At 55.1% G+C, this 26,285-nt stretch carries 23 protein-coding genes and 1 pseudogene; 10 read left to right on the forward strand and 14 right to left on the reverse strand.

What is annotated here, in order from left to right; genetic code table 11:
- Positions 1-567 precede the first annotated feature (567 nt).
- From AC1DKH_RS26995 to AC1DKH_RS27015, 5 genes are all read right to left on the reverse strand, one after another.
- Entirely contained in the window at positions 568-1,506 is a 939-nt protein-coding gene (locus AC1DKH_RS26995; protein ID WP_477799852.1) for a carbohydrate kinase family protein, read from the reverse strand.
- A 90-nt stretch (positions 1,507-1,596) separates the two neighbouring features.
- Positions 1,597-2,256: a nucleoside triphosphate hydrolase gene (locus AC1DKH_RS27000; protein ID WP_477799853.1), complete on the reverse strand. Its 660-nt coding sequence runs from the start codon at positions 2,254-2,256 to the stop codon at positions 1,597-1,599.
- A 212-nt stretch (positions 2,257-2,468) separates the two neighbouring features.
- Entirely contained in the window at positions 2,469-3,395 is a 927-nt protein-coding gene (locus tag AC1DKH_RS27005; protein WP_477755565.1) for an ABC transporter substrate-binding protein, read from the reverse strand.
- Between the two features lie 46 nt (positions 3,396-3,441).
- Entirely contained in the window at positions 3,442-4,464 is a 1,023-nt protein-coding gene (locus tag AC1DKH_RS27010; protein ID WP_477760306.1) for an ABC transporter permease subunit, read from the reverse strand.
- Positions 4,461-6,020 (reverse strand): sugar ABC transporter ATP-binding protein, encoded by a 1,560-nt coding sequence (locus tag AC1DKH_RS27015; protein WP_477799854.1) that lies wholly within the window; start codon positions 6,018-6,020, stop codon positions 4,461-4,463. Before AC1DKH_RS27015 ends, AC1DKH_RS27010 begins: the two co-directional genes overlap by 4 nt.
- A 460-nt stretch (positions 6,021-6,480) precedes the next feature.
- On the opposite strand from AC1DKH_RS27015, the gene AC1DKH_RS27020 reads away from it, so the two are divergent.
- From AC1DKH_RS27020 to AC1DKH_RS27040, 5 genes are all read left to right on the forward strand, one after another.
- On the forward strand, positions 6,481-7,485 hold the full coding sequence (locus tag AC1DKH_RS27020) for a LacI family DNA-binding transcriptional regulator (RefSeq protein WP_477799855.1): 1,005 nt from the start codon (positions 6,481-6,483) through the stop codon (positions 7,483-7,485).
- Between the two features lie 395 nt (positions 7,486-7,880).
- Entirely contained in the window at positions 7,881-9,545 is a 1,665-nt protein-coding gene (gene pgi / locus AC1DKH_RS27025; RefSeq protein WP_477755877.1) for a glucose-6-phosphate isomerase, read from the forward strand.
- Between the two features lie 437 nt (positions 9,546-9,982).
- A complete protein-coding gene (locus tag AC1DKH_RS27030; RefSeq protein WP_477799856.1) occupies positions 9,983-11,209 on the forward strand; it encodes a carbohydrate porin in 1,227 nt (408 codons plus the stop codon).
- Between the two features lie 187 nt (positions 11,210-11,396).
- Positions 11,397-11,621 carry a hypothetical protein gene (locus AC1DKH_RS27035; RefSeq protein ID WP_477799857.1) on the forward strand — a complete coding sequence of 75 codons (225 nt, stop codon included), beginning with the start codon at positions 11,397-11,399 and terminating at the stop codon, positions 11,619-11,621.
- Entirely contained in the window at positions 11,557-11,733 is a 177-nt protein-coding gene (locus AC1DKH_RS27040; protein WP_477799877.1) for a response regulator, read from the forward strand. The genes AC1DKH_RS27035 and AC1DKH_RS27040 overlap by 65 nt, the downstream gene beginning before the upstream one ends.
- Before the next feature lie 4 nt (positions 11,734-11,737).
- Here the strand turns inward: AC1DKH_RS27040 and AC1DKH_RS27045 are convergent, their stop codons facing one another.
- The gene (locus AC1DKH_RS27045; RefSeq protein WP_477799858.1) at positions 11,738-12,670 is read right to left on the reverse strand and encodes a helix-turn-helix transcriptional regulator; all 933 of its coding nucleotides are present in this window, start codon (positions 12,668-12,670) and stop codon (positions 11,738-11,740) included.
- Between the two features lie 584 nt (positions 12,671-13,254).
- Here AC1DKH_RS27045 and AC1DKH_RS27050 point away from each other — a divergent pair.
- The 4 genes from AC1DKH_RS27050 (at position 13,255) to AC1DKH_RS27065 (ending at position 17,202) form a co-directional block, all read left to right on the forward strand.
- A complete protein-coding gene (locus AC1DKH_RS27050) occupies positions 13,255-14,604 on the forward strand; it encodes an MFS transporter (RefSeq protein ID WP_477764333.1) in 1,350 nt (449 codons plus the stop codon).
- Between the two features lie 114 nt (positions 14,605-14,718).
- On the forward strand, positions 14,719-15,411 hold the full coding sequence (locus tag AC1DKH_RS27055; protein ID WP_477787473.1) for a fumarylacetoacetate hydrolase family protein: 693 nt from the start codon (positions 14,719-14,721) through the stop codon (positions 15,409-15,411).
- A gap of 42 nt (positions 15,412-15,453) precedes the next feature.
- Positions 15,454-16,212 (forward strand): SDR family oxidoreductase, encoded by a 759-nt coding sequence (locus tag AC1DKH_RS27060; protein WP_477799859.1) that lies wholly within the window; start codon positions 15,454-15,456, stop codon positions 16,210-16,212.
- Between the two features lie 33 nt (positions 16,213-16,245).
- Positions 16,246-17,202, forward strand: coding sequence for a 2-hydroxyacid dehydrogenase (locus tag AC1DKH_RS27065; RefSeq protein WP_477799860.1), 957 nt, complete (start codon positions 16,246-16,248; stop codon positions 17,200-17,202).
- Between the two features lie 45 nt (positions 17,203-17,247).
- Here AC1DKH_RS27065 and AC1DKH_RS27070 read toward each other — a convergent pair.
- Positions 17,248-17,653: pseudogene (locus AC1DKH_RS27070) on the reverse strand (Nramp family divalent metal transporter); the annotation flags it as partial.
- A 405-nt stretch (positions 17,654-18,058) separates the two neighbouring features.
- Positions 18,059-18,997, reverse strand: coding sequence for a LysR family transcriptional regulator (locus AC1DKH_RS27075; protein ID WP_353740797.1), 939 nt, complete (start codon positions 18,995-18,997; stop codon positions 18,059-18,061).
- 123 nt (positions 18,998-19,120) lie between these two features.
- On the opposite strand from AC1DKH_RS27075, the gene AC1DKH_RS27080 reads away from it, so the two are divergent.
- On the forward strand, positions 19,121-20,047 hold the full coding sequence (locus AC1DKH_RS27080) for an alpha/beta hydrolase (RefSeq protein WP_477764337.1): 927 nt from the start codon (positions 19,121-19,123) through the stop codon (positions 20,045-20,047).
- Positions 20,048-20,360: 313 nt separating this feature from the next.
- Here the strand turns inward: AC1DKH_RS27080 and AC1DKH_RS27085 are convergent, their stop codons facing one another.
- The 6 genes from AC1DKH_RS27085 to AC1DKH_RS27110 form a co-directional block, all read right to left on the reverse strand.
- Positions 20,361-21,266: a LysR family transcriptional regulator gene (locus AC1DKH_RS27085; RefSeq protein WP_477799861.1), complete on the reverse strand. Its 906-nt coding sequence runs from the start codon at positions 21,264-21,266 to the stop codon at positions 20,361-20,363.
- Between the two features lie 89 nt (positions 21,267-21,355).
- On the reverse strand, positions 21,356-21,892 hold the full coding sequence (locus AC1DKH_RS27090; RefSeq protein ID WP_110749246.1) for a 2,4'-dihydroxyacetophenone dioxygenase family protein: 537 nt from the start codon (positions 21,890-21,892) through the stop codon (positions 21,356-21,358).
- A gap of 176 nt (positions 21,893-22,068) precedes the next feature.
- Complete coding sequence (locus AC1DKH_RS27095) at positions 22,069-23,088, reverse strand: LacI family DNA-binding transcriptional regulator (RefSeq protein ID WP_477799862.1); 1,020 nt, start codon at positions 23,086-23,088, stop codon at positions 22,069-22,071.
- A 174-nt stretch (positions 23,089-23,262) separates the two neighbouring features.
- On the reverse strand, positions 23,263-24,225 hold the full coding sequence (locus AC1DKH_RS27100; protein ID WP_477799863.1) for a cyclase family protein: 963 nt from the start codon (positions 24,223-24,225) through the stop codon (positions 23,263-23,265).
- Between the two features lie 60 nt (positions 24,226-24,285).
- Positions 24,286-25,401: a glycerol dehydrogenase gene (locus AC1DKH_RS27105; RefSeq protein WP_477799864.1), complete on the reverse strand. Its 1,116-nt coding sequence runs from the start codon at positions 25,399-25,401 to the stop codon at positions 24,286-24,288.
- 96 nt (positions 25,402-25,497) lie between these two features.
- Positions 25,498-26,268 carry an SDR family oxidoreductase gene (locus tag AC1DKH_RS27110; protein ID WP_477799865.1) on the reverse strand — a complete coding sequence of 257 codons (771 nt, stop codon included), beginning with the start codon at positions 26,266-26,268 and terminating at the stop codon, positions 25,498-25,500.
- Between the last annotated feature and the right edge of the window lie 17 nt (positions 26,269-26,285).

The following is a 26,285-nucleotide window of genomic DNA, read 5'->3' on the forward strand; positions in this document are numbered from 1 at the left end:
CACCGCGGGGTGTCAGGCTCCCCGCGTCATCGTTGACCTCCATCGCGAGCAAGCTCGCTCCTACAGGCTCTTCCAAGTGACCCGCCGTCAGGGCGGAACCCTAAGTGGCCGTTACCGCAGCAATGAATATGTACACCAGGAAGAAAATGGTCGGCCGTCAGTTGCCATCGCTGGCAAGTCGGATCGCCGCACCGCAGCTTCTACAGGTATCGGTGTTCCCCGGGATTGCGTGAAGAACCAAAAAAGGGCCCTTCACTGGCCCTTTTGTACTCAATCCAAATTCACTGGGTCAGCCAGGACTCGACGGTCGCGAAGCCGTGTTCTGCTTTCCATTCTTCAAGCAGGGGTAGCCTGGAGTCACAGTCCAGTCGTTACGCACATGCCCTCTCAAACACCTTCAATGCAGGCTCGCATTTGAACCCGGTGACTCCACTGGGTAGATCAATCGAGGCTCAATTGTTGGCGTATCTATCTCAAGAGGAGCCAGCGCGACTGGAAGCTTGAAGCGTCGTCGGCCCGACATACCCACGTAGACTGCAGTGCCGACGAAACAATCCTGACCAGATATCAATCCAACTGATGCCGAAAAGGTAAGTCCGGCCCGGTTTTACCGCAGGTCAGGGCAGCGGCGCTGACGGCAAAGGTGAGCATTGCGTCGATCTGTTCACGGCCCAAGCGTTGCAAGCCCTCTACCGAATCCAGCTGCTGCTCGGTCAGCCAAGCGATCAATGCCGCCTGGAAGGTATCGCCGGCGCCCACGGTATCGACCATCACCACGGCACGGGCCGGCACCGACCAAGTGCCATGGCGGCGGCTGAAAACTGTCGCTCCCTGACCGCCACGGGTGAGGAATACCAGTTGGCAGCGGTGTTCCAGCCAGCCCTCGATCACGCTCTGCGGATCACGCTCGGGGTAGAGCAGGTTCAGGTCTTCGTCACTGACCTTGATCAGATCGGCATGTTCGACCAGAGCGCCGATACGTTCGCGCCACAATTCGATATTCGGCTCTGGGTTGAGTCGCACATTGGGGTCAAGGCTGATCAGGCGTTTGCCACTTTCCCGGCAGACCAGAGCCAGCAGGGTATCGGCAATCGGCTGCACCACCAACGAGAACGAGCCGATATGCAGCCCTCGCACCTCAGCGCCCAACTCAGGCAAATGCCCCGGCAACAGCTGACGATCAGCGCAGCCTTCACCGCGAAAGCTGTAATGCGGGGAGCCATCGGCACCAACGGCGACCATGGCAAGAGTGGTCGGTGCGTCGAAATCCTGAAGGTAGTCCAGGCGCACGCCCTCCTCCTGCAATACTTGCTGTAAACGCCGGCCCAGGTAGTCGGTGGACAACCCGGCAAACAGCGCCACGTCGATACCCAGGCGCCGCAGCCCGACGGCGACGTTGAACGGTGAACCGCCGGCAATGGCCTTGTAGTTTATTTTTGAAGCTTGAGCTCCGGGGTCGTTTTCACTAAAAAAATCGAACAGCGCTTCGCCACATACCAGATACATAGTCGGTTGCTCTTTAAAAGTTCGCTACAGGTTGTTGATAGCGCTAATAGGCCTGTTGATAGGCAGCCACGCTGGCTGCAACACTCTCGCTCAAGGAGAAGAAGTGGGTTCTTCATCTGTGATCGTGAAGTCAGCTCTACTGCTGGCCGAAATCACAAATTCGGCATTCGGAAGGTCGTTGCAACGAACTTTTTCATAGGAAGCAGACTCATCGAACCCGAAGGATCGCCATCGATCAAGCAGTCGCGTCTCCAGGGTTTTACGGTCAACCTGCAGCATAATGGTGGTATCAAAACAGTCCCTTAAGGACGACCATGGGGCAAGATTCAATAGAAGGTAGTTTCCTTCTACGATGAGATATTTCACATCAGAGGAAACCAATCGTCCTGCGGCACGGGATATCTCCAGGTTACGATCGAATACTGGAACGGCAACCGTTGGTTCGTTGTTCGCACGAAGCCGCAGCAGCAGACTCCTGAAGCCACCCACATCGAATGTATCGGGGGAACCCTTGCGGTCTAAAAGGTTCAAGGATCCAAGAACCGCGTCATCATAGTGAAAGCCATCCCCGGGAATGACCGCTGCACTGCCCGGCGTAATACTATTAAGGGCCTCTACCAAGGCCTCAGAGACGGTGGACTTACCTGCACCAGGCGGCCCCGCTAGCGCAACGACAATTCGATTACCAGACAGAGACGTGACGTAGTCAAGTAGCTCTATGCTTACTATTGTGTTTGCGTTGGAAAACATGCCAGGTTTCTCGTCAGCAAGCGTTGCTCAGCCCCCCATACCGAGATACGTGAAGCTTGAACAATACTCATGGATACATAATGACAACAGGATCAGCAAACCTCTAAGAGGCCAATGACTGTTCGGCTACTGCGAGTACCTCGCAGCAGCCATTACCCGCATTCCAGATGTGGCTGGATACCCCTATGCCACCCGACTAAGCCGCCTATGAGTCATTGGTCAGCTTGCCAGCCTTTGTACTCCATAACATTAGTTCGGGTTACAAGTGAGGGTTGAAGCAGTACCGTTGTGCTTTCCAGGGATTTGCCATTCAGCAGGTCGTTACCCATCGTTACGGCCTGTTGTGCCTGGCCCCAAGGGGACTGAGAGGCAGAAGCCTGGATCTGTGTATCGCTTTTGAGTGCTGTCTCTATATCGGGAGCCCCATCCACCGATGCGATAATGATGCCTTTACGCTTGAGTTGTTTTGCTGCCAGGTCTGCACCTATGGCTTGGGGATCATTGATAGCGAACACCGCGTCGATTTTTGCAAAGCGAGTCAGGTCGCCTTGCATCACGCTGTAGCCACCTTCTCGCGAGCCTTTGGCATCCTGATTATCGGACAGTACCTTAATGTCAGGTGCCTGTGCGAAAACACTCTTACACCCATTGACACGATCCAGGACTGCTGAAGTCTGCGTACCATTCTGGATAATAACGTTACCCTTGCCACCAAGCTGCTCGGCAATGTACTGACAGACTATCTTGCCGGCTTCAACGTTATCTGTCTGTACCGTGGCGTTGGCACCCTGCACCATGACATCAACCCCCACAACCACTATGCCGGCCTTTCTGGCTTTGGCAATCGCAGGTGCAATCGCTACAGGGTCGACGGCATTGACAAGAATCAGGTTTACGCCCGCCGAAATGAAGTTATCGATCTGGGTGAACTGCTTGTTTAGATCGTAGTCGGCCGAAACTGAGGTGAATTTTGCGGCGGGGTTGATCTGCAATGCCTGCGCTTTGGCGCCATTTACCATCGCTACGAAATACGGATTTCCCAGCGAGCCAACGGTTATCCCGACGGATTTCAATTCTTGCGCTTGAGCGGTATTAAATGCCAGGAGTGCACAAGCAGCGGCCAATATTGTTTTTTTCATGAGCACAGTCTCTTATTGTTGGAGTATTAGAGGCGTTTTATAGAGTTCAGGTTCGTGCGCCGGTCTGCCGAAAACGATCGAGTGCTACCGCCCCGATGATGACGACGCCCTTGATGATGTATTGCCAGATATCCGAAACGCCCAGCAATATCAGACCGTTGGAAAGTGTCGCGATGATCAGGGCGCCAATCAGCGTACCGACGATGGTGCCGACGCCGCCGGTGAAACGTGTGCCACCCAGGATGACGGCGGCGATAGCGTCGAGTTCATAGGACTGGCCCATTTGCAGACCGTTGGCCGCCATCAAACGAGCGGAAGTCATGATGGCCCCCACACCTGCCAGCAAACCGGATATGGCGTAAACGAAGAGCAGGACTTTCCAGACCTTGATTCCCGATAACCGCGCGGCCTCAGGATTGCCACCCACTGCGTAAATCTGTACGCCTAAAACCGTCCGACGAAGAATGAGCCACGAAAGAGTCACCACTACCAGCGCGATGACAACCAGCCATGGCACCCCGAACAACGTATCGTTTCCAATGAAGGCAAATGACAAGTCGGGGTTGAACACCGTTTTGTCTTCGCCGATGAGGCGTGCGATCCCACGCATCGCCGTCAATCCGCCCAGTGTGACTATAAACGCAGGCAGCTTGCCAAAAGCGACCAATACGCCATTGACGAGCCCGAGCAACAGGCCGATTCCAAGCCCCGCAGGGATGGCCAGAGAGGACAATCCGGGAACTTGCGATACCAACAGCGCCACTACCGCGGAAACAGCCAGGATCGAACCCACTGAAAGGTCGATGCCCCCGGTCAAAATCACGAAAGTCAGGCCGGATGCCAATACCACATTGATAGAGGCTTGTTGGCTGATGATCGAGAAGTTCTGCGCCGAGAAAAAGCTGTCGCTCATCAGGCTGAAGCCCACACACAGGAGCAACAATACGGGGAGCATGCCCGCTACCCTCATCAGTTGGCGCATTTTTTCCTGTGCGCCAGGTCCGGCAATGTTCCGCGCATTGGGTGTGATGAAGTCACTTGCCACTTTGCGTTGCAGTGGGGAAGTCATTGAACTAAGTCTCCGTTGGCTAGAGTCAAGCTGTCGCTGCCTGTGGCAAACGCGATAATGGTTTCGGGTGTAATATCAACACCGCTGCGGCCACCGAGTTCGGCGACAAGTTTCCCTTCACACATGACCAATACACGGTCAGCGATTCCAACAATCTCTGGCAGTTCACTTGAAATCATCACTACACACACGCCGGAGGCGGCCAATGCATTGATTATTTTATATATCTCTGTTTTGGCTCCAATATCGACACCCGAGGTGGGTTCGTCCAGGAACAGCACTTTGGGCTTCATCTCAAGCAGACGAGCCAGCAAAACCTTTTGTTGGTTGCCTCCAGACAGCGCGCCGACATTGATGTCTGGAGATGCTTTGATATTGAGTGCCTGAATGGCTTGTTCGGTGCGTCCGGTTCCAGCCGTCCGGTCCACAAAACCCGTCAATGAAGCATCATTTCCCAATACACAAACATTGATATTGTCGTGGACACTCATATCGAGAAAGAGGCCCAAGGCTTTACGGTCTTCTGTCAGATAGGCGATACCTGCATTGCCTGCATCGCGAGGGGAGCGTATGGCTACAACTTCGCCGTCCAGTTCAATGTGTCCACCCGAGTATGCATCGACACCTGCAATTAATCGGGCAAGTTCTGTTCTCCCTGAGCCCACCAGCCCTGCAATCCCGAGAATTTCGCCGGCATACAGATCGAAACTGCAATCTCGAATTTTTAAACCATCAGTAAGGTGGCGGACACGTAGTACCGGTTGCTCGTAAGAACACGTAGCACGCTCATGGGCATAGAAACCGGAAACATCGCGACCCACCATCATCCGGACCAGGGTTTCAGCCGATAACGTGCCACGGTCCAGCGAACCCACGTAACGACCGTCCCGGAGCACCGAAACGAAATCGGACAATGCGTATATCTCAGCCATTCGATGGCTGATATAGATGATTGCGACACCGTCATCACGTAACTGGCGAATCAACGCAAATAGACTTTCAGTCTCTTTTGAAGACAGCGGCGTTGTAGGCTCATCCATCACCAGGATTCGCGTATCGGCATGAATTGCACGGGCGATTTCAACAAGTTGTTGGTCGGCGATCGACAATGTACCGACCAGCGCGTGCGGATCAAATGTGACGCCAAGTCGCTTTAGTACAACCTGCGCGCCTTCGGTCATTGCTTTGTGGTTTACAACTCCACATCGACGAATTTCCCTACCCAGGTAGATGTTCTCGACCACGCTCATATTCGCGCACAAGCTGAGCTCTTGATAGATAACTGAAATGCCATGGCGCTTCGCATCGTTCAGGCCATAGTTTCGAATATCACATCCATCGATTCGGATAGTGCCACTGTCGGCTATATAGGCTCCCGACAGGATTTTCATCAGCGTGGATTTTCCGGCGCCGTTTTCGCCCATTAACGCGTGGATTTGTCCAGGGAAAATATTGAGATCGATGTCATGCAGGACGCGTACCCCATTGAATGACTTCGAGATGGAGCGCATTTCCAATAGGGCAAGAGGTGGACTTTCAGATCCAGTGCTCAGCATAGCGGTTAACTCCTTATCTACCGATTTGAGAAGCAGTTGAAACCTCTCATCGGTGTTCTTGTTCGAGAAACATAGTCCAAAGGAAAGCGCTTGCGCAAGCGCTTTCCTTTGCGCTCGAAGGAAAGGTGAAAATGTTAGGAAAGCGCTTGCGCAAGCGTTTTCGTCTCGGCTATGCTTTTTTCAACAGCGTCCCTGCGTGCCATTAACGGTTCGCCAGGTGATCGCGACAATAATAAAAAGGAGTGCCCGGCTATGCTGCATAGCGGATTCCACCATCTCGCCTCACCCACTTCAGGTGCACAGCGCACCTCGCTGGGTTTCTCTCGAAATTGCGGGCCCGTCCCGGCATCAATTCCTGGAGCCAGCGACACATTTTCTCGCCGTGAGCTTTACAATGGCTTACCGCTGGGCATGAGTTCAGCGCTATCCATGAAATCACGTGAGAAAGGAGTGGTGCACAGTGGGCGCAAAGATGAGTGATGTAGCGCGAGCCGCGAACGTATCAATGTCTACGGTATCCCACGTACTCAACGGCACTCGCAAAGTACATCCTGACACCGTCCGTAGCGTGAATCAGGCTGTAGAGTCCGTAGGCTATATTCGAAACTCGCTCGCTCGATCTCTGGCTCGCTCCTCTTCAGGTGCTATAGGGGTGGCGATTGCTACGCTGTCGAACTATTACTTCAGTGAGACAGTACGTGCCATCGAAGCGGCATGTGCGAAAAGCGGCTTGATGATGATTCTGGTCAATACGCAAAAAGATCCTGAACAAGAGCTTAAAGCGGTCAAAGCACTGCATGAGAGACGTGTTGACGGCATTGTACTGGCCTCGGAGTATGACCCAGAAAGTAGAGTATTTAATTACTTAAAGGCCAACAAGATACCCACGGTTCTCATCGATCGACTTCTGTCGACGTCTTTCGATCAGGTGGGGGTAGAGAATCAGCAATCATCTCAGGAGTTGATTGCACACTTGATTAAACTTGGACATCGGCGTATCGGGATGGTATCCGGACGATTGACCCAGTCTTCTTCTCATGAGCGAATTGACGGTTACCGTGCAGCCTTGGTTGACGCAGGCATTCAGTACGAAGATCGATTAGTTTGCTGTGGTGAATCGGAGATTGCGCCGGCAATGGAGGCGACTCGCCGTCTACTGGCGCTAGAGCACCCGCCTACCGCAATAATGACCGCTAACAACTTGATGACCATTGGTGCAATGCAGGCCCTTCGTGAAGCCAGGCTTGAGGTGCCAAAGGACATCGCACTGGTCGGCTTTGATGACTTCGACTGGGCAGATGCTTTCAGCCCCCGACTGACAGTTATAGCGCAACCTCTCGAGGAACTCGGAGCCCAGGCTGTGAAGCTTTTATTGAAGCGTATCAAGCAACCTGATGGGAGACGTCAGACTATTCGATTGAAACCCTCTTTAATCCAGCGAGATTCTGGCGGCGTTCCCAAATGACTGTACTCAGGGATTTATCCTGAGGATCTAGCGGTTGCAGGCGTGAATTATTTTACTTTTGTCCACGTCTCGCCGCCTGGATAACTTTTAAACTAAATGACCAGCACCTGGTTTCAATTCGTCGTGCACGCATATGTATGTTTGCTTTTTCACTTAAGCGACCGGCTTTCGGTTTTTTTTGAGCTTTCAATAATTTCGCCAAAGAGATAGGCGTCTATTTAGATCGCGATTAAAAATCGCTGACCTCGTGGAACGGAGTCCGATAGCCGATTGTAACAACAAACCGCAGAACCTGTTTCTGTCGGGGCGTCTCTGCGTGTGCAGATTTACAAAACTCCCAAATTTGAATCGTTGATTGAGACGGCTGAAGCCGTATTGGCAAAGAGAGGCTGAGCATGAATAACTACAACAAAACGAATGATGTGACTGCATTGCCGGCATGGCGCAATCTGCTCGACCATCGGGAGAGCATGAAAAACTTTAGTATGCGCGATGCCTTTCAAGATGACAGTAAACGCTTTCAAGACTTCTCCTTGGCGGGCTGCGGGCTGTTTCTGGATTACTCCAAAAACCTGATCACTCACGAGACGCGCTCATTGCTGGTAAACCTTGCTCGCGAGGCTGGCGTGGAGCAGGCAGCGCATGCCATGTTCAGTGGAGAAAAAATCAACTGTTCCGAGGGGCGTCCTGTGCTGCATACCGCGCTGCGGCGACCAGTGGGGGAACCTTTGATGGTCGATGGCCGCAACTTGATGCGCGATGTGCATGGTGCTCTGGCGCAGATGACTGACGTTGTGAGTCGTATCCATAGCCATCTTTGGCGTGGTTACAACGATAAGGTCATCACTGATGTCGTAAACATTGGTATTGGTGGCTCATTTCTGGGCCCTGAGCTTGTCTCTGAAGCACTCGCGCCCTTCGCTCGGCATGGGGTGCGGTGCCATTACCTGGCTAACATCGACGGCAATGAATTCCGAGAGGTTACAGCCGATCTGAACGTAGAAACAACGCTGTTCATTATCTCAAGCAAAACCTTCGGTACTCTTGAAACGCTGAAGAACGCGCAAGCTTGTCGAAGCTGGTATCTGGCCAAGGGCGGGACGGAAGAGAAGCTGTATCGCCACTTCATTGCTGTGACAAGTAATCGTCAAGCTGCGCTGGATTTCGGCATCCGTGAAGCAAACATTTTTCCTATGTGGGACTGGGTCGGTGGCCGTTACTCACTATGGTCGGCAATTGGCCTGCCGATTGCTCTGGCCATTGGCATCGCTAACTTTAAGGAACTGCTGTCCGGCGCGTACGCTATGGATCAACATTTCCTGAATGAACCATTGGAACAGAACCTTCCCGTTCTTTTAGCAGTACTCGGCGTTTGGTATCACAACTTTTGGGGTGCGCAAAGCTATGCGTTCTTGCCCTATGACCATAACCTGCGCAACTTCGTGAAACATCTGCAGCAGATGGACATGGAGTCCAATGGCAAAAGTGTTCGTCATGACGGCACGTCAGTTTCCTACACCACTGGCCCGGTAATCTGGGGTGGCGTGGGATGTAACGGGCAGCACGCTTACCACCAGTTGTTGCATCAAGGGACGCCTCTAATTCCAGCCGACTTCATTGTGCCTGTGGTCAGCCACAACCCAGTGGCTGATCATCAGGAATGGCTGTACGCCAATTGCTTGTCTCAAAGCCAAGCGCTGATGCGAGGCAAAACCCGCGCTGAAGCTGAGGCAGAGCTAAAAGCCAAAGGCCTTTCGTCCAGTGAGATTGAACGACTGGCGCCGCATAAGGTGATTCCCGGCAACCGGCCAAGCAATACAGTTGCTCTTGAGATCATCAATCCACATAGCCTTGGTGCGTTGATCGCCCTTTATGAACACAAGGTCTTTGTTCAGGGTGTAATTTGGGGAGTCAATTCGTTTGATCAATGGGGCGTGGAGTTGGGCAAGGAGCTAGGCAACAGCGTCTACAACCTTCTGACTCGCTATGACGCGGAACCGGCAGATGATTCCTCGACGCAGGGCCTTATAGATTTCTTCCGGGGACGTCATCGTGGTTAGAGCCTCATAAGATTGGGTGGGACTAATGCCTTCCAGTCTTGGAGAAAACGAATGCCATGTAGTCGTGCCTCCGCGCATGTATTCACTCCTGTTGTACTTCTGAGGCTACAGGGTGATCGATCGGCCCTGCACCGTGATTAAGGAAGTTTGGGCTTCCAGGTTCGCGACCTGAAAATACATTCCAAAGGGTAAAACTTACGACGATCAACTAACTCATTGGTTAAGTAATCGCTTGCTTACCGTAGTCACTCCGCACTGGCACTGCCTGGGTTCTTCTCATGCTTTGGCTCAGGTAATACGGTGCGCTTTCCATTCGATTTAACCTATTTCCCATTCGGGAACTTGTGCGTGGAGCTAGCTGCGTACCTGGTTACAAAGCGTGCTGACTCGCGTTATCGACCTTGTCCAATAAATATAAAAAACAAAAGGTGTTATGAATGAACGTTAAAACTCTCAGTGCAGTTCTGGGTGTGTCCTTTGCTGTCGGCTTTCTGCCTGTTGACGCGTATTCAACAGACTTCAGTGGTTATTTCAGAACCGGAGTGGGGGATTCTACTCAAGGAGGGAAACAGTCGTGTTTTCAGCTACCGGGCGCGCAGTCCAAATATCGCCTTGGCAACGAATGTGAGCAGTACATGGAGCTGGATTTGCGCCAGGATCTGCTTTCACTGGACGACGGCTCGATGCTTAGCGTTGAAGGCATGGCACAGTTTTACAACGAGTATGGCCATGAACCAAAATTTGACGGAGAGCACGGCTATACGCGGATGAGCCAGCTCTACGCAGAGTGGAGCAAGATGCCGGCATTGAATGGCGGTTCTTTCTGGGCGGGCCGTCGTTACTACAATCGAAACGACATCAATATTTCCGACTACTTCTACTGGAACCAAAGCTCAACGGGCTTTGGGCTCGACCAGGTCGCCTTGGGAGATCTGAAATACAGCTACGTGTTCTCACGCAAGGACAACGTCTTCCAAAAGGATTTTGTTACCCGACATGATGTGACCGTCAGCGGATTCAACACAAATCCCGGTGGCGAGGTTCAGCTGGGCGTCAGTTATCTGGACAAGCCGAGCCGTGAGGATGCTCATCAGGGCTGGTCGGTGGTTGCCCAGCACAAGCAGGTCGCGTTTCTGGGCGGAGTCAACAAGTTCGCTGTTCAATACGGCCGAGGGCCGGGCACCGCATTGGGGTATACCGGTGATACCACGCTGGATGAGAGCAACAAGAGCTGGCGGCTCGTGGAGTTTTTCGATTGGCAATTGACTCATGCTTTCAGTGGTCAAGTTGAACTGGTCTATCAAAAAGACACGCGCCCTGGAGGTGATGATCAGAACTGGTTATCCATTGGTGTTCGGCCAATTTATGCGTTCACGGATCAGTTCAAGCTGATCACCGAGGTTGGGCGCGACCAGGTTGAAGCCGCAGACGGTACCCGAAAACTCACTAAGTACACCATCGCGCCGACTTGGTCACCGAACGGCCCGGGATTCTGGGACAGGCCGGAATTTCGTCTGTATTACACCTACGCTACCTGGAACAAGGCTGCGCAACGCGCCGCCAGCTTGCAATCTCCGGGATCGGCTCTGTCTGATACCGGTGCGTTTGGTACAGACCTGCAAGGCTCCAACGTAGGGGTTCAGATCGAGTATTGGTGGAAATAAACTCCCTTGTTGACGCCGATGCCGAATTGAACCACGTGCCGACGCAAGACCGACCCACCTCAAAATCAGCACAAATCCGGCACAGGCAACGGTTTGTGAGGAATCAGACGGGGTCAGTGACATCTCGGCAACTGGGTGTATTCGGCATCGGCACCAACAACGCTGACCTCTCCACGGAGCAATCACGATGTCGAATGCAGACCTGCTCCCTTCCCTACTCTTCAAGATCAATCAGAACCAGCTAGCCCTCGAAGCCGCGATCATGGCGCTTGCCCTTTGGGTCGAGCAGCGCAGTTCGGGTGAGGCTGGAGGCAATGTGCGCAGTGCGCTGGTCAGGGATAGACGTCATGCACGCACTGACGCTCAAGGACAGAAAACTCCCGGTGATTTGCATGTCGGCACATTGGGATGAAGCGACACTGGCTGAATCCAACCGCTATGAGCCCATCGAATGCTTGCGTAAACCGTTCAGCGGCGATGCCTTGCTGAGCGCCGTCGAGTTAGCGCTTCAATGCGAGCGTTGAACAGTCACGTGCTGGACGGCGATTGCGGCGTATCAGGATTGAGTTGCTGACGCCTGAATTGCCCTGGAGGCTGGCCGTGGATCTGGCGGAAGCGTCGCGAAAAATAAGCCTCGTCAGCGAAACCGCACAACCTCGCCACCTCCCCCACCGGCCGCGTGCCATTGAGCAGATAATTGCGCGCCGCGTGCATCCGGCGTTCGAGCACCAGTTCGGTGAAGGTCTTGCCGATTTCCTTGCGCAACCAGTGCGTCAGGTACGTCGGTGACAGGTAGGTCGCGGCAGCAACCTTGATCAGGTTGAGGTCGGGGTCAGCGATGTTCTTGCGCAAATACTCGGACATTCGGCTCAGTGCGTCGCGTCGGCTGACTTCGGCGGCATTCTCTTCGGCCAGCCGTTTGAGCGGCTCGGCATACAGGGCACAGACGCTCCCCACCAATTGCAGCAGCAGGCCCTTGAGGATCTCGCGGGTGCCGAAGTGACGGTTTTCATCGAGCACGCGCATCTGCTCGATCAAGCCACAGACTTTGCTGAAATCCTCATCGGCCAGAATGAAATCCAGATGCTCCTGAAAGCGGAACGGCGACAACTCCGGCGCCAGCAGAATCGAGACTTCCTCGAGGTCCATCGGGTCGCACTGCAAGTGCGGCAGCAGGAAGGTCTGGGAAAAATTGATCACCATGAAATTGCTGTCGGCCGGATGCGGAATCACGTGCACGCGATGCGGCAGGATGAAGGCGAGTGTATTGCGCGGAAACGGACGTTCGACGCTGCCGATGTGCTGCACGGTATCGCCACCGAGGTTGACCTGGATCTGGAAATACTCATGGCGATGCGGGCTGGTTTCGGCGTGCCGGCCCTTTTTGTCGCGAATGTAGAAGTCCGTCAATTCGCTGCGTTGCTGCATGACGTAGGTGGGTACTCGGCTCGGAGACGACATTTCCTGAGGATCCTCGACAGGTACATGGATAGGTTGTCGTCGCGCCGCGACGCAGGCGGCGACCGCGATGATTGTGAAGGCAGACACCGTTGGCTTCAACACGTCATAGGATGACAACAACATACAGAGAGTTAATTGTATCCATGTGTGATGTGTCGTCTGTCCAAAAAACTACGCGCACACAAAAATAATAAATCATTTAAAAACATAGAGTTATTAAACAGATGAGGCAGAACGGTGGAAATGAGCTGATTTGTTTTTTCTTGGACACCTGCATGAATCGCCTTTTTAAGGAGAAAAAACGATCTAACGCCTCCGTTGATTTTGAGAGGTTGTACGACCACTGTGACAGCCAATGCAGCCCGACCCGTCCAAAAACAATCAAAAGGTGCGCCCCCATGAATCCGCTTTTTCCCCTCGCGACCCCTCCCCCGAACGCCTCTGACCGAAGGCGTATCTGAGCGCCTGACAGCGGCTGTCCGCGTCTCTCGTTCACGTAGCGATTGCTCTGCCCCGGCACTGGAGGCAACGGCTTCGGCTGCGCGCAAACATCTCGATTCTGCTAACAATAAAAAGGTCTACTCATGTCGAATTCGCAAACCTCCCCGTCCACCGCGCCGTCGGTGAGCGTCGGCGCCCGGGACGCCGCACTGCCTCAGCGCCTGCCAACGCGCCGGCGCTGGTTCATGCTGTCGTTGCTGCTGATTGCGACCATCATCAACTACATCGACCGCGTGAACATCTCGATTGCCGCACCGTTCATGGCCAAGGATCTGGGCCTGGACAAGATCGAAATGGGCCTGATTTTTTCCGCGTTTGCCTGGACCTACGCACTCGCCTTGGTCCCCGCCGGGTTCATCGCCGATCGCTTCGGTTCCCGGTTCACCTACGGGGTGTCGCTGATCAGTTGGTCGACGGTCACCGTGTGCCAGGGCTTTGCCACGGGATTCGCTTCGCTGTTCGGGCTGCGCCTGGCCGTGGGTGCCATGGAAGCTCCGGCATTTCCCGCCAACAGCCGCGCGGTCACGGTGTGGTTCCCGGCCCGCGAACGGGGCATGGCCAGCAGCATCTACGTGTGCGGCCAGTATCTGGGCACCGCGCTGTTTACCGGCGTGCTGTTATGGCTGGCGACGACCTATGACTGGCGCCATGTGTTCTACAGCACCGGGATTCTCGGGATTGTATTCGGTGTGATCTGGCTGTACCTGTACCGCGATCCGCTGAGCTGCAAGAACGTCAGCCAGGAAGAACTGAAGTACATCGAAGCCGGGGGCGGACTGGTCAAGAGCAGTCAGGAACGCACCAGGTTCAACTGGCGGCAGATCGCCGAGCTGTTCAGCTATCGGCAGATCTGGGCGATTTGCATCGGCAAGTTCGCCAGTACCTCGGCGTTGTACTTTTTCCTGACCTGGTTCCCGACGTACCTGATCGAAGAACGCAAGCTGACCATGATCAAGGCCGGGATCTTCGCGGTGCTGCCGTTCGTGGGCGCAACCGTCGGCATTCTGCTGGCCGGCATCGTCTCCGACTTGCTGATCCGCCGCGGCTATTCGATGTCCTTCGCTCGCAAGTTGCCCTTGGTGGTCGGATCGATGCTGGGCATGTCGATTGTGCTGGTGAATTTCACCGACTCGAACGTGATCTGCATTGCCGTGCTGACCATTGCCTTCTTCGCCCAGGGAATCGCTTCGTCGTCGTGGGCAGCCGTATCGGAAGTCGCGCCCAAGGAGCTGATCGGCCTGACCGGCGGGATCACCAGCCTCGCCGCCAACATCGGCGGGATCGTCACCCCGATCGTGATTGGCGCCATCGTCCACGCGACGGGCTCGTTTGCCTACGCCTTCTGGTTCATTGGCGGCGTGGCGCTGATTGGCACCCTGTCCTATTCGTTGTTGCTCGGTCGCTTGTATCGCATCGAGCTCAAGGCACGCTGAGCCCGGAAAACATGTGCGCAGAAAAGCGTTTTTCTCCAACACGAGGCGGCTTTCGTCCAACTTCGCAAAACGAAGCCGCCGTAGGCTGATGCTTCCAACAGGACCACGACAAAAATGACTATGACCGAATACGTTTTCACTCCGGATTTACCCGTGACCTTGCCAGTTGCCGGCAGCCAGCAGCGTTTCCCCGTTGGCCGGGTATTTTGCGTCGGCCGCAACTACCCTTGGCCAGACACCCAGGGCCAGTCCCGCCAGCCGCCCGTGTTTTTCATGAAGCCGGCGAGCAACGTGGTGGATGCGTTGGGTGAAGTGGCGTTCCCGCCGCTGACCGAAGAGTTTGCCCACGAAATCGAATTGGTCGTCGCCATTGGTGAAGGTGGCGCCAATATTCCGCAGAGTCAGGCGCTGGCCTATGTCTGGGGCTACGCCGCCGGGCTTGACCTGACTCGTCGTGATGTCCAGCGCGCGGCCAAGAGCAATGGCTTGCCGTGGGAAGGTGCCAAGGTGTTCGACGGCGCCGCGCCGATGACCGCCATCGTGCCAGTCACTCGCGCCGGACACCCGGACGGCGATTTGTGGCTGAACGTCAACGGCGAAGAGCGCCAGCGCGACAGCCTCGACAGCCAGATCTGGTCGGTCAGTGAAATCATCAGCCGCATCTCGCAGTCGGTGGCGCTGCGGGCCGGTGACCTGATCATGACCGGCAGCCCGGCAGGCGTCGATGTGCTGCAACCCGGCGACATCATCAACGCCGGGATCGACGGCATCGGCCAACTGGAAATGCGCGTCGGTCAGCGACCTTGAACCCGGGCTACGCCCTCGTGAATTGAAGAAGGAGATAACAACATGAACAGTCCTTTGAAAGTGGCCCTGGTCACCGGCGCCGGTAGCGGAATCGGCCGCGCCGTGGCGCTGGCCCTGATGGCCGACGGCTTCACCCTGGTATTGGCCGGACGCCGGCCGGAGCCGTTGCAGACATTGGTCGAATTGGCGCTCAGCGAGGGACACGAAGCCTTGGCGGTGCCCACTGATGTGCGCGATGCGGCCAGTGTCGATGCGCTGTTTGCAACCATTGCCGAGGTATACGGACGCCTCGACGTGGTGTTCAACAACGCCGGGGTCAACGCCCCCGCCGTGCCGCTGGATGAGCTGACGTTCGAGCAGTGGCGCAACGTGATCGACACCAACCTCAACGGCGTTTTCCTCTGCGCCCGTGGCGCCTTCGCACTGATGCGCCGACAACAGCCACAGGGCGGACGCATCATCAACAACGGCTCGATCTCGGCCCATACCCCACGCCCGTTCAGCAACGCCTACACCGCCAGCAAACACGCGGTGTTGGGACTGACCAAATCCCTAGCCCTGGACGGGCGCGAATTCAACATCGCCTGCAGCCAGATCGACATCGGCAACGCCCTCACCGAGATGTCGGTGCGCATGACCAAAGGCGTGCGCCAAGCCAACGGCAGCATCGCCGTGGAGCCGATGGTGGACGTCAAGCATGTGGCCGATGCCGTGCGCTACATCGCCGGTCTGCCGCTGGAGGCGAACGTCCTGAACATGACCGTCATGGCCAGCGCCATGCCGTTTGCCGGTCGCGGTTGAACCGGCCTTTTTATTGCGCTACACGAGGTTTACATGAAGCCAGAAGTCTTGCAGCTCAGCCCGATCCTGATCCCCGAAATCAACGCGCGGCTCGATGAGCTGTTTACCGTCAGACGTTACTTCCAGCAGGCCGACAAGCCGGCTTATTTGCAGGCGCACGGCGCGAACATTCGCGGGGTGATCACCGGCGGCCATACCGGTATCAGCCAGGCACTCATGGCGCAACTGCCGAAACTGGAATTGGTGGCGGTCAATGGCGTGGGCACCGATGCGGTCGACCTGGCTTACGCCAGGGATCGCGGAATTCGCGTGACTGCGACCATCGGTGCGCTGACCGAAGATGTCGCCGACCTGGCCATCGGCTTGTTGATTGCCGTCTGCCGGGGCCTGTGCACCAGCGATCGTTACGTGCGTTCGGGCCAGTGGCCCCATAGCCCGACGCCGTTGGCCCCGCTGCCGTTGGCGCGTCAGGTGTCGGGCATGCGCATCGGCATCGTCGGCATGGGCCGGGTCGGCCGTGCCGTGGCGACCCGGGCCGCAGCGTTCGGCTGCCCGATCAGTTACACCGATTTGCAGCCAATGAGCGATGTGAACCACACCTTCGTTGCCGATCTGAAGCAACTCGCGGCCAACAGTGACGCGCTGATTCTTGCCGCCGCTGCCGACAAGGCTGAAGCCATCATCAATGCCGAAGTGCTGCAAGCGTTGGGCACAAGTGGGTATCTGATCAACGTGGCGCGGGGCAAGCTGGTCAACGAGGTCGATCTGGTGGCAGCGCTTGCCGCCGGCGAGATCGCGGGTGCGGCGCTGGATGTGTTTGTCGATGAACCGAACGTGCCCGAGCCACTGTTTGGTAAAGAGAACGTAGTGCTGCAGCCCCATCGCGCGAGTGCGACGCTGCAGACCCGCACACGGATGGGCGAGATGGTGGTGGCGAGCCTGGTGGACAGTTTCGCCGGGAGAATACCGCAGGGTTCTGTGACTGACTGAAGGGTGGCTACCGAGGGGACCTTGCGTCCCCTCGACGGCTCGATATCAGGTGAACAGATCGACGCCCAACTGGAAGGCGACCCACAGCGCGAGGCCTGTCGCAAACAGCAGCGCGACGTTTTCAAACAGGCTGTTGCGATACTTCTTGTCCAGCAGCGATTTCTGGTTGGACATGATCAGCAGGCCCTGGGAAATGACCGGCATGCCAATGATGTTCAGCGCGCTGACACCGATGGTCAGGGTCACGAAATCCGGCATGCCTGGCAACGACCAGACCAACGGCGTCACAAGGCATCGGTAATCAGCATCGGGACGCGGTGGTCTTGCCTGAAATACTGGCAAACAGCGTCGCGAATACGCCGATGAAGAATACGTACCAACCGATCGGGCCGAAGAAAATTTACAGTGCCTTGCCCAGGTCGCCCAAGGTCTTGAGGAGAGCGCCCTTGGGTAACCAGTATGCGAATAACTCAAGGTTATTCGTTCCTTGAATTGCCGTTGCGACCACAATTGCGGCAGCTGTTACAGCGTTCGCTGGGCGTTAAACAGGCCAAGTGAAGACCTGCCACCTTACCTGTACTTGTGACTCACGTCGTTTGAATAGGTCATAGCGATTACAGCAGGCATCCCCGATGCTTTCGCGTACATCTGTCACGAGCTTGTCCTGCTGAACTGCGGCCACTGCTTCCCAATCGTCTAACGGCAGTATTTCGGTCAGCGGCAACAGCCTTGGCGGTTTTCCGGCATCAATAGGATCACTGACTACATCGGGGACGGACACAGCACTTGGACTGACAAATGAATCAGCATGCCGCATGCTCGGTAGGGACTGCACTCCTTTGGCAAAATCCTCCCATCAAGCAGGACGGACATTGTCAGCCGAACGCTGTTCCCATGGCGGACAAGGTGACCATGCCTCTACAAGCTTATCGATGAAGAGGCGTACCTTGGGAGACAGGTGTCGCTTGCTCGGGTAGATCACACGGATAGGCTCTGCTGCCTCGACATACTCTGCAAGCAGTTGAACGAGCTTGCCGCTGCGTAGCTCATCGTTAACCACGTAGGACGGAAGCGTCGCAATTCCCAAGCCTGCGATAGTTGCTTGATGCAACGCTTCTGCGCTGTCCATCTGCAGCCGCCCAGCATGAGTGACCGAAACAGGCTGACCTTTCACACGGAAATTCCAGGGAAGCAATCTCCCCCCGCTCACGAAATGCAGGCACTCGTGCGCGGACAGATCTTCGGGTGTTTGAGGCTTTGGATGCTCAGCCAGATACTTGGGCGAAACACAGGTGATCATTTGCTGATAAGCCACCGTGCGCGTGAGCAATCGAGAGTCCTCCTTGGGAGGGCCAATGCGCATGGCTAAGTCGAACCCCTCATCGATCAGGTCTACCAGCCTGTCCGAAAACGTGACGTCGATGCTGAGCGAGGGCCAATCTTTCAAACAGCATTCGATGTGATGAAGAACGTGAAGCCTGCCCAAGGCAACTGGCAGGCTCATCCGCAATCTCCCACTAGGTGTCGAACGACGAAACGCGAGCGCGTCCTCAACATCGTCGAGATCCTGTAAGACCCCAACACATCGCTCATATAGAACCTGACCGTCATCCGTCATGCTCAGGCTGCGGGTTGTGCGGTTGAGTAAACGCACCCGCAATCGCGTCTCTAGCCTGACAATCGACTTACCCACTGCCGAACGGGTAAGACCGAGTTGCTTGGCCGCCGCAGTGAAGCTTCCAGAATTTACTGAACTTACGAAAGCGGCGATGTCGTTCAGGTTATGAATTTCCATACGACCTCAGCTTCTCACGATGGTGGGGCGCCTTTGCACCCGTTATAGGGAACCAAATTCCCTAATAACAAGAATAATATCTCAATTAGACACTCCTTTGCCCACCGATCTATTGAGGTCAATATGAATACCGAAGTACAAACAGCCGTTCAAACCTGGGCCAACAGCCTGAGCGATTTGGTACCTGTTCTTAAGGGAATCGATACCAACACGAAAATGAGCGATATCCGCGATTCCTATGCAAAAATGCTTGCGCAGAATCCGGCGCCTGCTGGGGTCAAGTTTGAAGGCGTGGACATGGGCGGTGTCCCTGGCACGCTGGTAACTCCGGATGAGGTCAAGACCGACGCAGTCTTAATGTACATCCACGGTGGGGCGTACATAGTTGGTCGTCCTGACGGCTACCATGGCATTGGCGGCAACTACGCAAAAATGCTTGGAGCCCGGGTGTACATGCCTGACTACCGCCTTGCTCCAGAGCATAAGTTTCCAGCATCCATCGACGACACTTTGCGCGCATATGAGTGGTTGCTTGAACAAAAAATCCCGGCAAACAAGATTGCATTTTCAGGCGAGTCAGCTGGCGGCGCGATGGTTGTAAGCGTCATGGTGGCGGCAAAATCCAAAGGGCTTCCATTGCCTGCGGTCGGTTCCTCCATCTCGCCTTGGGCAAACCTTGAACACACAGGCGCCTCCATGAGCAACCGTGAAGGCCTCGATCCGCTGAACTCCAAGCCTGTTCTGGATATCCTTGCCAGAGCATTCCTGGGCGACACGCTGGCCAACCACCCTTTGGCTTCTCCTGTTTTTGCGGACGTCACTGGACTCCCACCAATGCTGGTACAGATTGGCGAGAACGAGCTGATGCTAAGTGACGCTATGCGCCTTGCAAACCACTTGGCGGACAACCGTGTCCGAGTCAATCTGGAAGTGTGGCCTGCAATGTTCCACGCCTGGCACTTCTACTCCTGCATGCTGCCAGAAGGTCAGCAGGCGATGGAGAGCTCAGTACGCTTCATTGAGGCTGGTCTGGTCGACGCCTACCGCTGAGTCGAGTGTCAGAGCGCGACAGCTTTCCCGGTTGTCGCGCTTCTGCCCCATAGGGCCGCCATCACTGGACAAATGGCTAACAGACGCTGATCGCCGCCGGAGGGTCCTCGCACATCAAACCCACCGAAACACAGGTAAGATCCGAGTTGCCACGTTTTCGTCCCGAGAAGGTACGCGCCTTTGTCGAGCTATTGGAAGTTAGAGGGCAACAACGTCTGTGTAATGCTAAATAACGTTTGGCCGATTAATCACGCGGTACTCCGCACTGCGAACGCTTCCACTAACACCATCACGCTCTACTCTGGTTCGATTTTCAAGTCACCTTCCAAGGATTCTGACGCCATTTGTTCTGGAAGAACTCGATAAATACCCGAATGCGTGGACTCAGGTGTTTTCGATCTGAATACAACAAATAGATAGGTTCAATAACCCCTGACTTGAACTCCTCCAGCAGTGGCACCAGCGTTCCGGCTTTTACATCGAGTCCAATGTGGAAATCGGCAAGTTTTACGACCCCGGCCCCCGACAGGGCCATGTCTCGCAGTAGATCACCTTGAGTAAAAGACGCACTGGCTGTAACGGGGACCGAGACCCCCTCACCGTCTTGAAGAAACGACCACTTGTTCCAAGGGCTCACAAAGCTGAAGTTAAAGCATCGGTGGTCCAACAGATCTGCCGGTTTAGCCGGAATACCATGCTCGGACAGGTACTGCGGCGACGCACAGATCAGCCATTCACACTCACCTATTCGCTTGGCTATACGCGAAGAGCTGGGCAGCACTCCGCTGTGGATGGCGATATCGAGCCCCTGCTCGAAATGGTCAACGAATTGCGCGCCCAACTGAATTTCAACATCCAGTGATGGATACAAATCCAGAAACTCAGGAAGCCAAGGCACTATTTGGTGCTTGGCAAAAGAGGTCATGGTGTGAATACGAAGGGTTCCACTGACTCTCGAGGGTAAAGCTTCTGCCAGGGAGTCAGCCTCGTTCATGGCCTCAACGACTGCCTTGGCACTACGCAGGTAAGCGGCGCCCTCCTCGGTCAGCGTCAGAATGCGTGACCCTCTCTGGAAAAGCCGAACTTGCAGTCGGTCCTCCAATCGAGTGATCAATTTACTGACTGCCGATGGCGTGATGTTATGAGCGCGAGCAGCAGCCGAAAAGCTTCCACACTCGGTAGACCAGATAAAGGCGAGTAGCTGTGAGTAATTGTCCATGCCCTATCCTAACGTAAATTGTTCAGACTCATGCTCCCTGAGCGACCATAAGAAAAAACGCGCCGAAGCGCGTTTTTTTATGGTCCGAGTTACCGGATGAACTGCTCAATGTAGTCGTCTGGCAAACCCAGCGTTTTATAGTGAGCGCGGGCGGATTCGAGCTTGGTAAAAACGTCTTCATAGCCCACTGCAACACCCTGAGGATCGACGTAAGTGTAGCCACCTTGAACGTGGAACCAGGTGATCATTTCTTCGACATCTTCAGGCACGAACAGAGTGTGGGTTTCACCTGGTGGCTCATACGCAAAAGAGCCCTCTTCGGCTACCCAATCGTGTTCGAGGTAATACCAGCGCCCCTTCAGAACGATCGCATGCACGCCGCCGGTGTGCCGGTGACGAGAAAGGACGCCGGCCTGACGCACACGCAGAAGGTTGATGTAGTACCCGCCACTGGTGTTGAGCAGAAGAGGCTTGAATGAAACAGATTTGGTGACGGGAACCCACAACTCGTCATCTTCCAGCCATTGGGTCATTACACCCGGGTGAACCATGTCTGGCGTCATGTAGGGAACTTGGGGCAACTGATACGGAATCGCGAGTTCATCAGGTTTGACAGGAGTATTCATTACTGGACCTCTCAGTTTTTATTAACGAATTCACAGCACGATGATTGCGCTCTGATTTCCGCTGACTGAAAGGTTATGGCAGTGATCCCTCGATGAAAATAGCTACAATTTCAAACCACCTGTGACGCACAGTCATAGGCGGCGCGAGTCTTCCGTCGGGCATTTAGCCGGCGGAATCAGGACTTCACAGGGGCGGTGCTTTGCCTTACTACAAGGTCAATTTGAACGCGCTCACGCCTGGCAACCGGGCGGCCTTCGATCATCGCAATTATGTTATTAGCGCTACTGATGCCAATGTCGGTTGAGGGCACACAAACAGTCGTGAGCGCTGGTACTGAGACCGCCGCGAAGTCGATGTCATCAAAACCGGTAATGGACAACTCTGTGGGCACATGGATGCCTTGTAAGCGCGCTTCTGCAATGGCCCCCATGCAGGTTACGTCCGTACTACAGACAATTGCAGTTGGCCTTGGCGTCAGCTCCATCGCTATCCTGAGCCCCGCCCGGCCGCCTTCGAGCGTAAACGGCTGCTGAATGATCTGCGTGGGCGCCAGCTCAATCCCAGCCTCCTTCAATGTCTCTGCAACCCCCTTGAGCCGGTATTTAGCCCGTTCGTTGTAGGCGACTACTCCACTGATCATTGCAATATTCTTGTGACCCAGATCCACAAGATGTCTAGCCACCATGCGTCCCCCTTCTTCGTTGCTGAAACCAACGCAATGGTGAGGGTGAGAACCGTCCAATGACCACATCAGGATGAAGGGGCAATGCGAGGCATCAAGCGCGTCATACACTGCTGGACTATGTTCCGTCCCCACTAGCAACAACCCTTCGATACCCCGCTCAATCATGTTGCGCACATTGATCAGCTCGCGCTCCTGATCATACTCATGGGACGAAATGATCAGGTGGTAACCCAACTCATTCAGACGCTGCTGGAGGGCCTGAACCGCTTCGGCGAATACGGGGTTGTTGAACGTGGGAAAGATCGCACCGATGCTGTGGGTCCGGCGCGAAGCGAGCGCCCTCGCTGCTCCATCCCGGACATAGCCGAGCTTGAGGACCGCCGCCGCAACTTTTTCGAGTGTCGCAGGTTTTACCAAGTGGGGAGTTGAGAGCGCCCGGGATGCACTGCCGATGGATACACCCGCCAATTCGGCAACGTCTTTAAGTTTGGGCTTTTCATTTTTTTTCATTAGAAAGTCAGCATTCCTGGAACGACGCGGAGACCGACGATCGCCGCCAATCAGCGTCCAAGCCTCGGTTTTTCGAGGTAGGAGCGATCATCATGCTAACAATTTTTTAAATCGGAAGGGATGATTCGAGCGCACAAAAAAGAGGGGACCCGAAGACCCCCTAAAGCGTCGATTCTATTTGATAACGATCGGGTTGACCGGCGCCCCGGTGCCACCAACCACCTTCAAAGGCGCTGCGGTATAAAGGAACGTCCATTGATTGTCCTCGGCACAATCCGCCGCCAGAGGATCCAGTTGCGCTATCTCGGTCAACGTGACGCCCAGGTTACGCATCAGGGCATTGTGAAGCGGCAATGCCACACCCGAGACGGGATCAACTGTCACTTCGTTGGCAATGGTGTCGGTGACGAGGTTGGGAATTTCCATCTCGTGAAACCAACTGACCAACTCCGGGCTGTAAGTGAGACCCGGCTCGATGAAATCTTTATAAAACTCTTCTGGGTCTCGGTAGTAAAAAGAGCCGATCCAGCCAGTTCTGATGATCAGGATGTCACGCTTGTGAATCGTCACACCTTGAGCTTGCGCGGCCTTCATCAAGTCCACATGATTAAACGTCTCGCCAGGGTCAAGAACGTCCTTGCCGCGATACCGCGCGATGTCGATCAGAATGCCTCGCCCGACCACGCCTCGCTCGCCGATCGGTGCGACGCTGGCCTTGGCCAACGAACCGATCGTGGTATCGGCGTCATAACCGTTCCAGATTTGATCGTCATACCAAACGTGACCCAAGGCATCGTATTGAGTCGACCCCTGAAGATGGAAAAACATCACGTCATCGGCATACTCATAAGAGCCCGGAAAGTGCGGGCCCTTGCCGCAATTGTAGTGGCCCCTGTCCATGATATTCATCCGCTTGGCCTGCGAGCGCCCAGGCCAGATCGGGTCGCCTTTGGGATCGGCCATTCGGACCTGCAATGTGAAGGTCTTGCCTTGCTTGACCTCGGCAATGCCCTTGAGTACTTCAACGCCAGTCAAATAGTTGAGAGCGCCTACCTCGTCGTCCGGGCCCCATTTGCCCCAGTTTTTAGGAGAGTCTTTCAGCAGTTCGTGAACATGAGGCACAGTTTTTTCGTTCATTTTTTTGATCTCGTTTTTTATATTTGTAAGGCAGCACGGTGGCAGTCGATTAACGCCCAATCACAGGGCGGATGACGTCACGTTTGTCAGCCGCGAGCCGATGTTGTCAGCCGCTGCCAACCCATTAACGAGGCGCTCGTAATTCAAGGGTGGATTCATGTTTTTGGCGTAGGCAGCCGATAAAGTGGCTTCCACCATGGTGTTGATTTGCGCCGTAGTGAACGGGGTGTTCTGACCCAGCTCAGCGAATGTGACGGGCAGCTTCACGTCATGCAGCAGGCGGGCAACCTTATCGATCTCCTCCACGGGACGCCCCTCTACAGCCATCTGCACCAACGTGCCGAAAGCTACCAACTCACCGTGCAGCATCGATGCCATCGCAGGTATGGCCGTCAGCCCTCGTACCAATGCATGGGACAGAGACAGTCCACCACTTTCAAAACCCACACCACTGATCAAGACAGTGCCCTCGATTACCCGCTCAACGTCGTCATTAACCTCTTTACGACAAACAGCCTGGTAAGCCGAAACGCCATACTGCATCAGCGTGTCGAAAACCATATTGGTCAGCATCAACGCGGTATGCAGCGCCGGTGTTCCGAAGGAATTATTGCCGCCCGCGGAGTAGCACTGATGCGCTTCGAATTTTTTACTAATGGCATCGCCAATGCCCGCAGCAAAAAACCGCGCCGGTGCCTGAGCGATGACGTGGGTATCAACAATGACCGCAGAAGGGTTCATCTTCAGGAACTCCACTCCTACCACCTTATGATCGTCATCGTAGAGAACGATCAGTCGACTGGTGGGTGCATCACTCGACGCAATGGTCGGGCAAACGATGATAGGGACGTTGAGATTGACCGCCAGTCCCTTCGCCGTATCAATTGTCTTGCCTCCACCCAGCGCGATGATTGTGTCTGGCGAGTGAATCAAGGCTTGTTCCGACAACCGGGCAATGGCCGCGTGCGTGCATTCTCCTGGAAACTCGATGTGCAGAGGCTCGAAGCCATGCGCTTGCAAGGCGGTGCCAACCTCCGGCCACAGATGCCTGGCGACAAACTCATCGCAGAGTACCAGCGGACGCGATCGCCCCATGTCGGTCAGTATCCTGCCCAGCTGTTTCAAAGCTCCAGGCCCCTGCTCGTACCGTCCCGGGAAACCCATCGTTTTAACCATGGCCGACGCCCTCCAAAAAAATGTTTACCGCTTAAATTCGAGCTGTCAAAAACGCTCTGGATAGAGCCAAAAAAACTCATTACTTACCTTCACTCGTCACCGCATTAACCATCCGCCCGCGACATCAACGACTTGCCCAGTAATAAAGTCGCTTTCATTTGATGTGAGGAAACACGCCGCCTTGGCAACTTCAAGCGGTGTTCCCAGCCGGCGTAACGGCGTCTCATCGACAACGGCCTGATTGGCCAGCGCTGAAACTGTCTTGAGCAAGGGGGTTTCGATCCGCCCTGGCGCCAACGCATTGGCCGTGATTCCGAACGGCCCCAGCTCGCCGGCCAGGTGGCGGGTAAAACCAATGACCGCCGCCTTGGTCGCGCTGTAGTGAGCCGCGACAATCGGCAAAAATGCGCTGCCGGCCACTGATGACATGTTGACGATGCGCCCGAAGCCGCGCCCTACCATGCCGGGTGTCAGCACTCGGACGAGGTTAAAGGAACCATTGAGGTTGATATTGACCACCCGCTGCCACTCCTCGGGCGCCATTGTCCAGATCGGCGCAGGGGCGCCGTCGTGTTTGGGTGATATACCCGCGTTATTGATCAAGGTGTCGATGGGGCCCAACTCATGGATCAAGCGTTCACAGGCGTCAGCACATGCTTGATAATCCGCGACATCTGCCTGCGCCCAGCCGACCGTAAACCCTGCCTCACGCAGTAGCTCGGCCTGTTGCTGCACCTTCGCGGCGTCGGCATCGATCAGGGCGACAACCGCGCCTTCCTGGCAATACAACTCAGCGATCGCAGCACCAATGCCGCCACCGGCCCCAGTGACCAATACGACGCGCCCGGAGTGTCTGGAATTTGTCATAGCGTGTTCTCATCTTT

The organism is Pseudomonas sp. 05L36 (genome assembly GCF_056398125.1).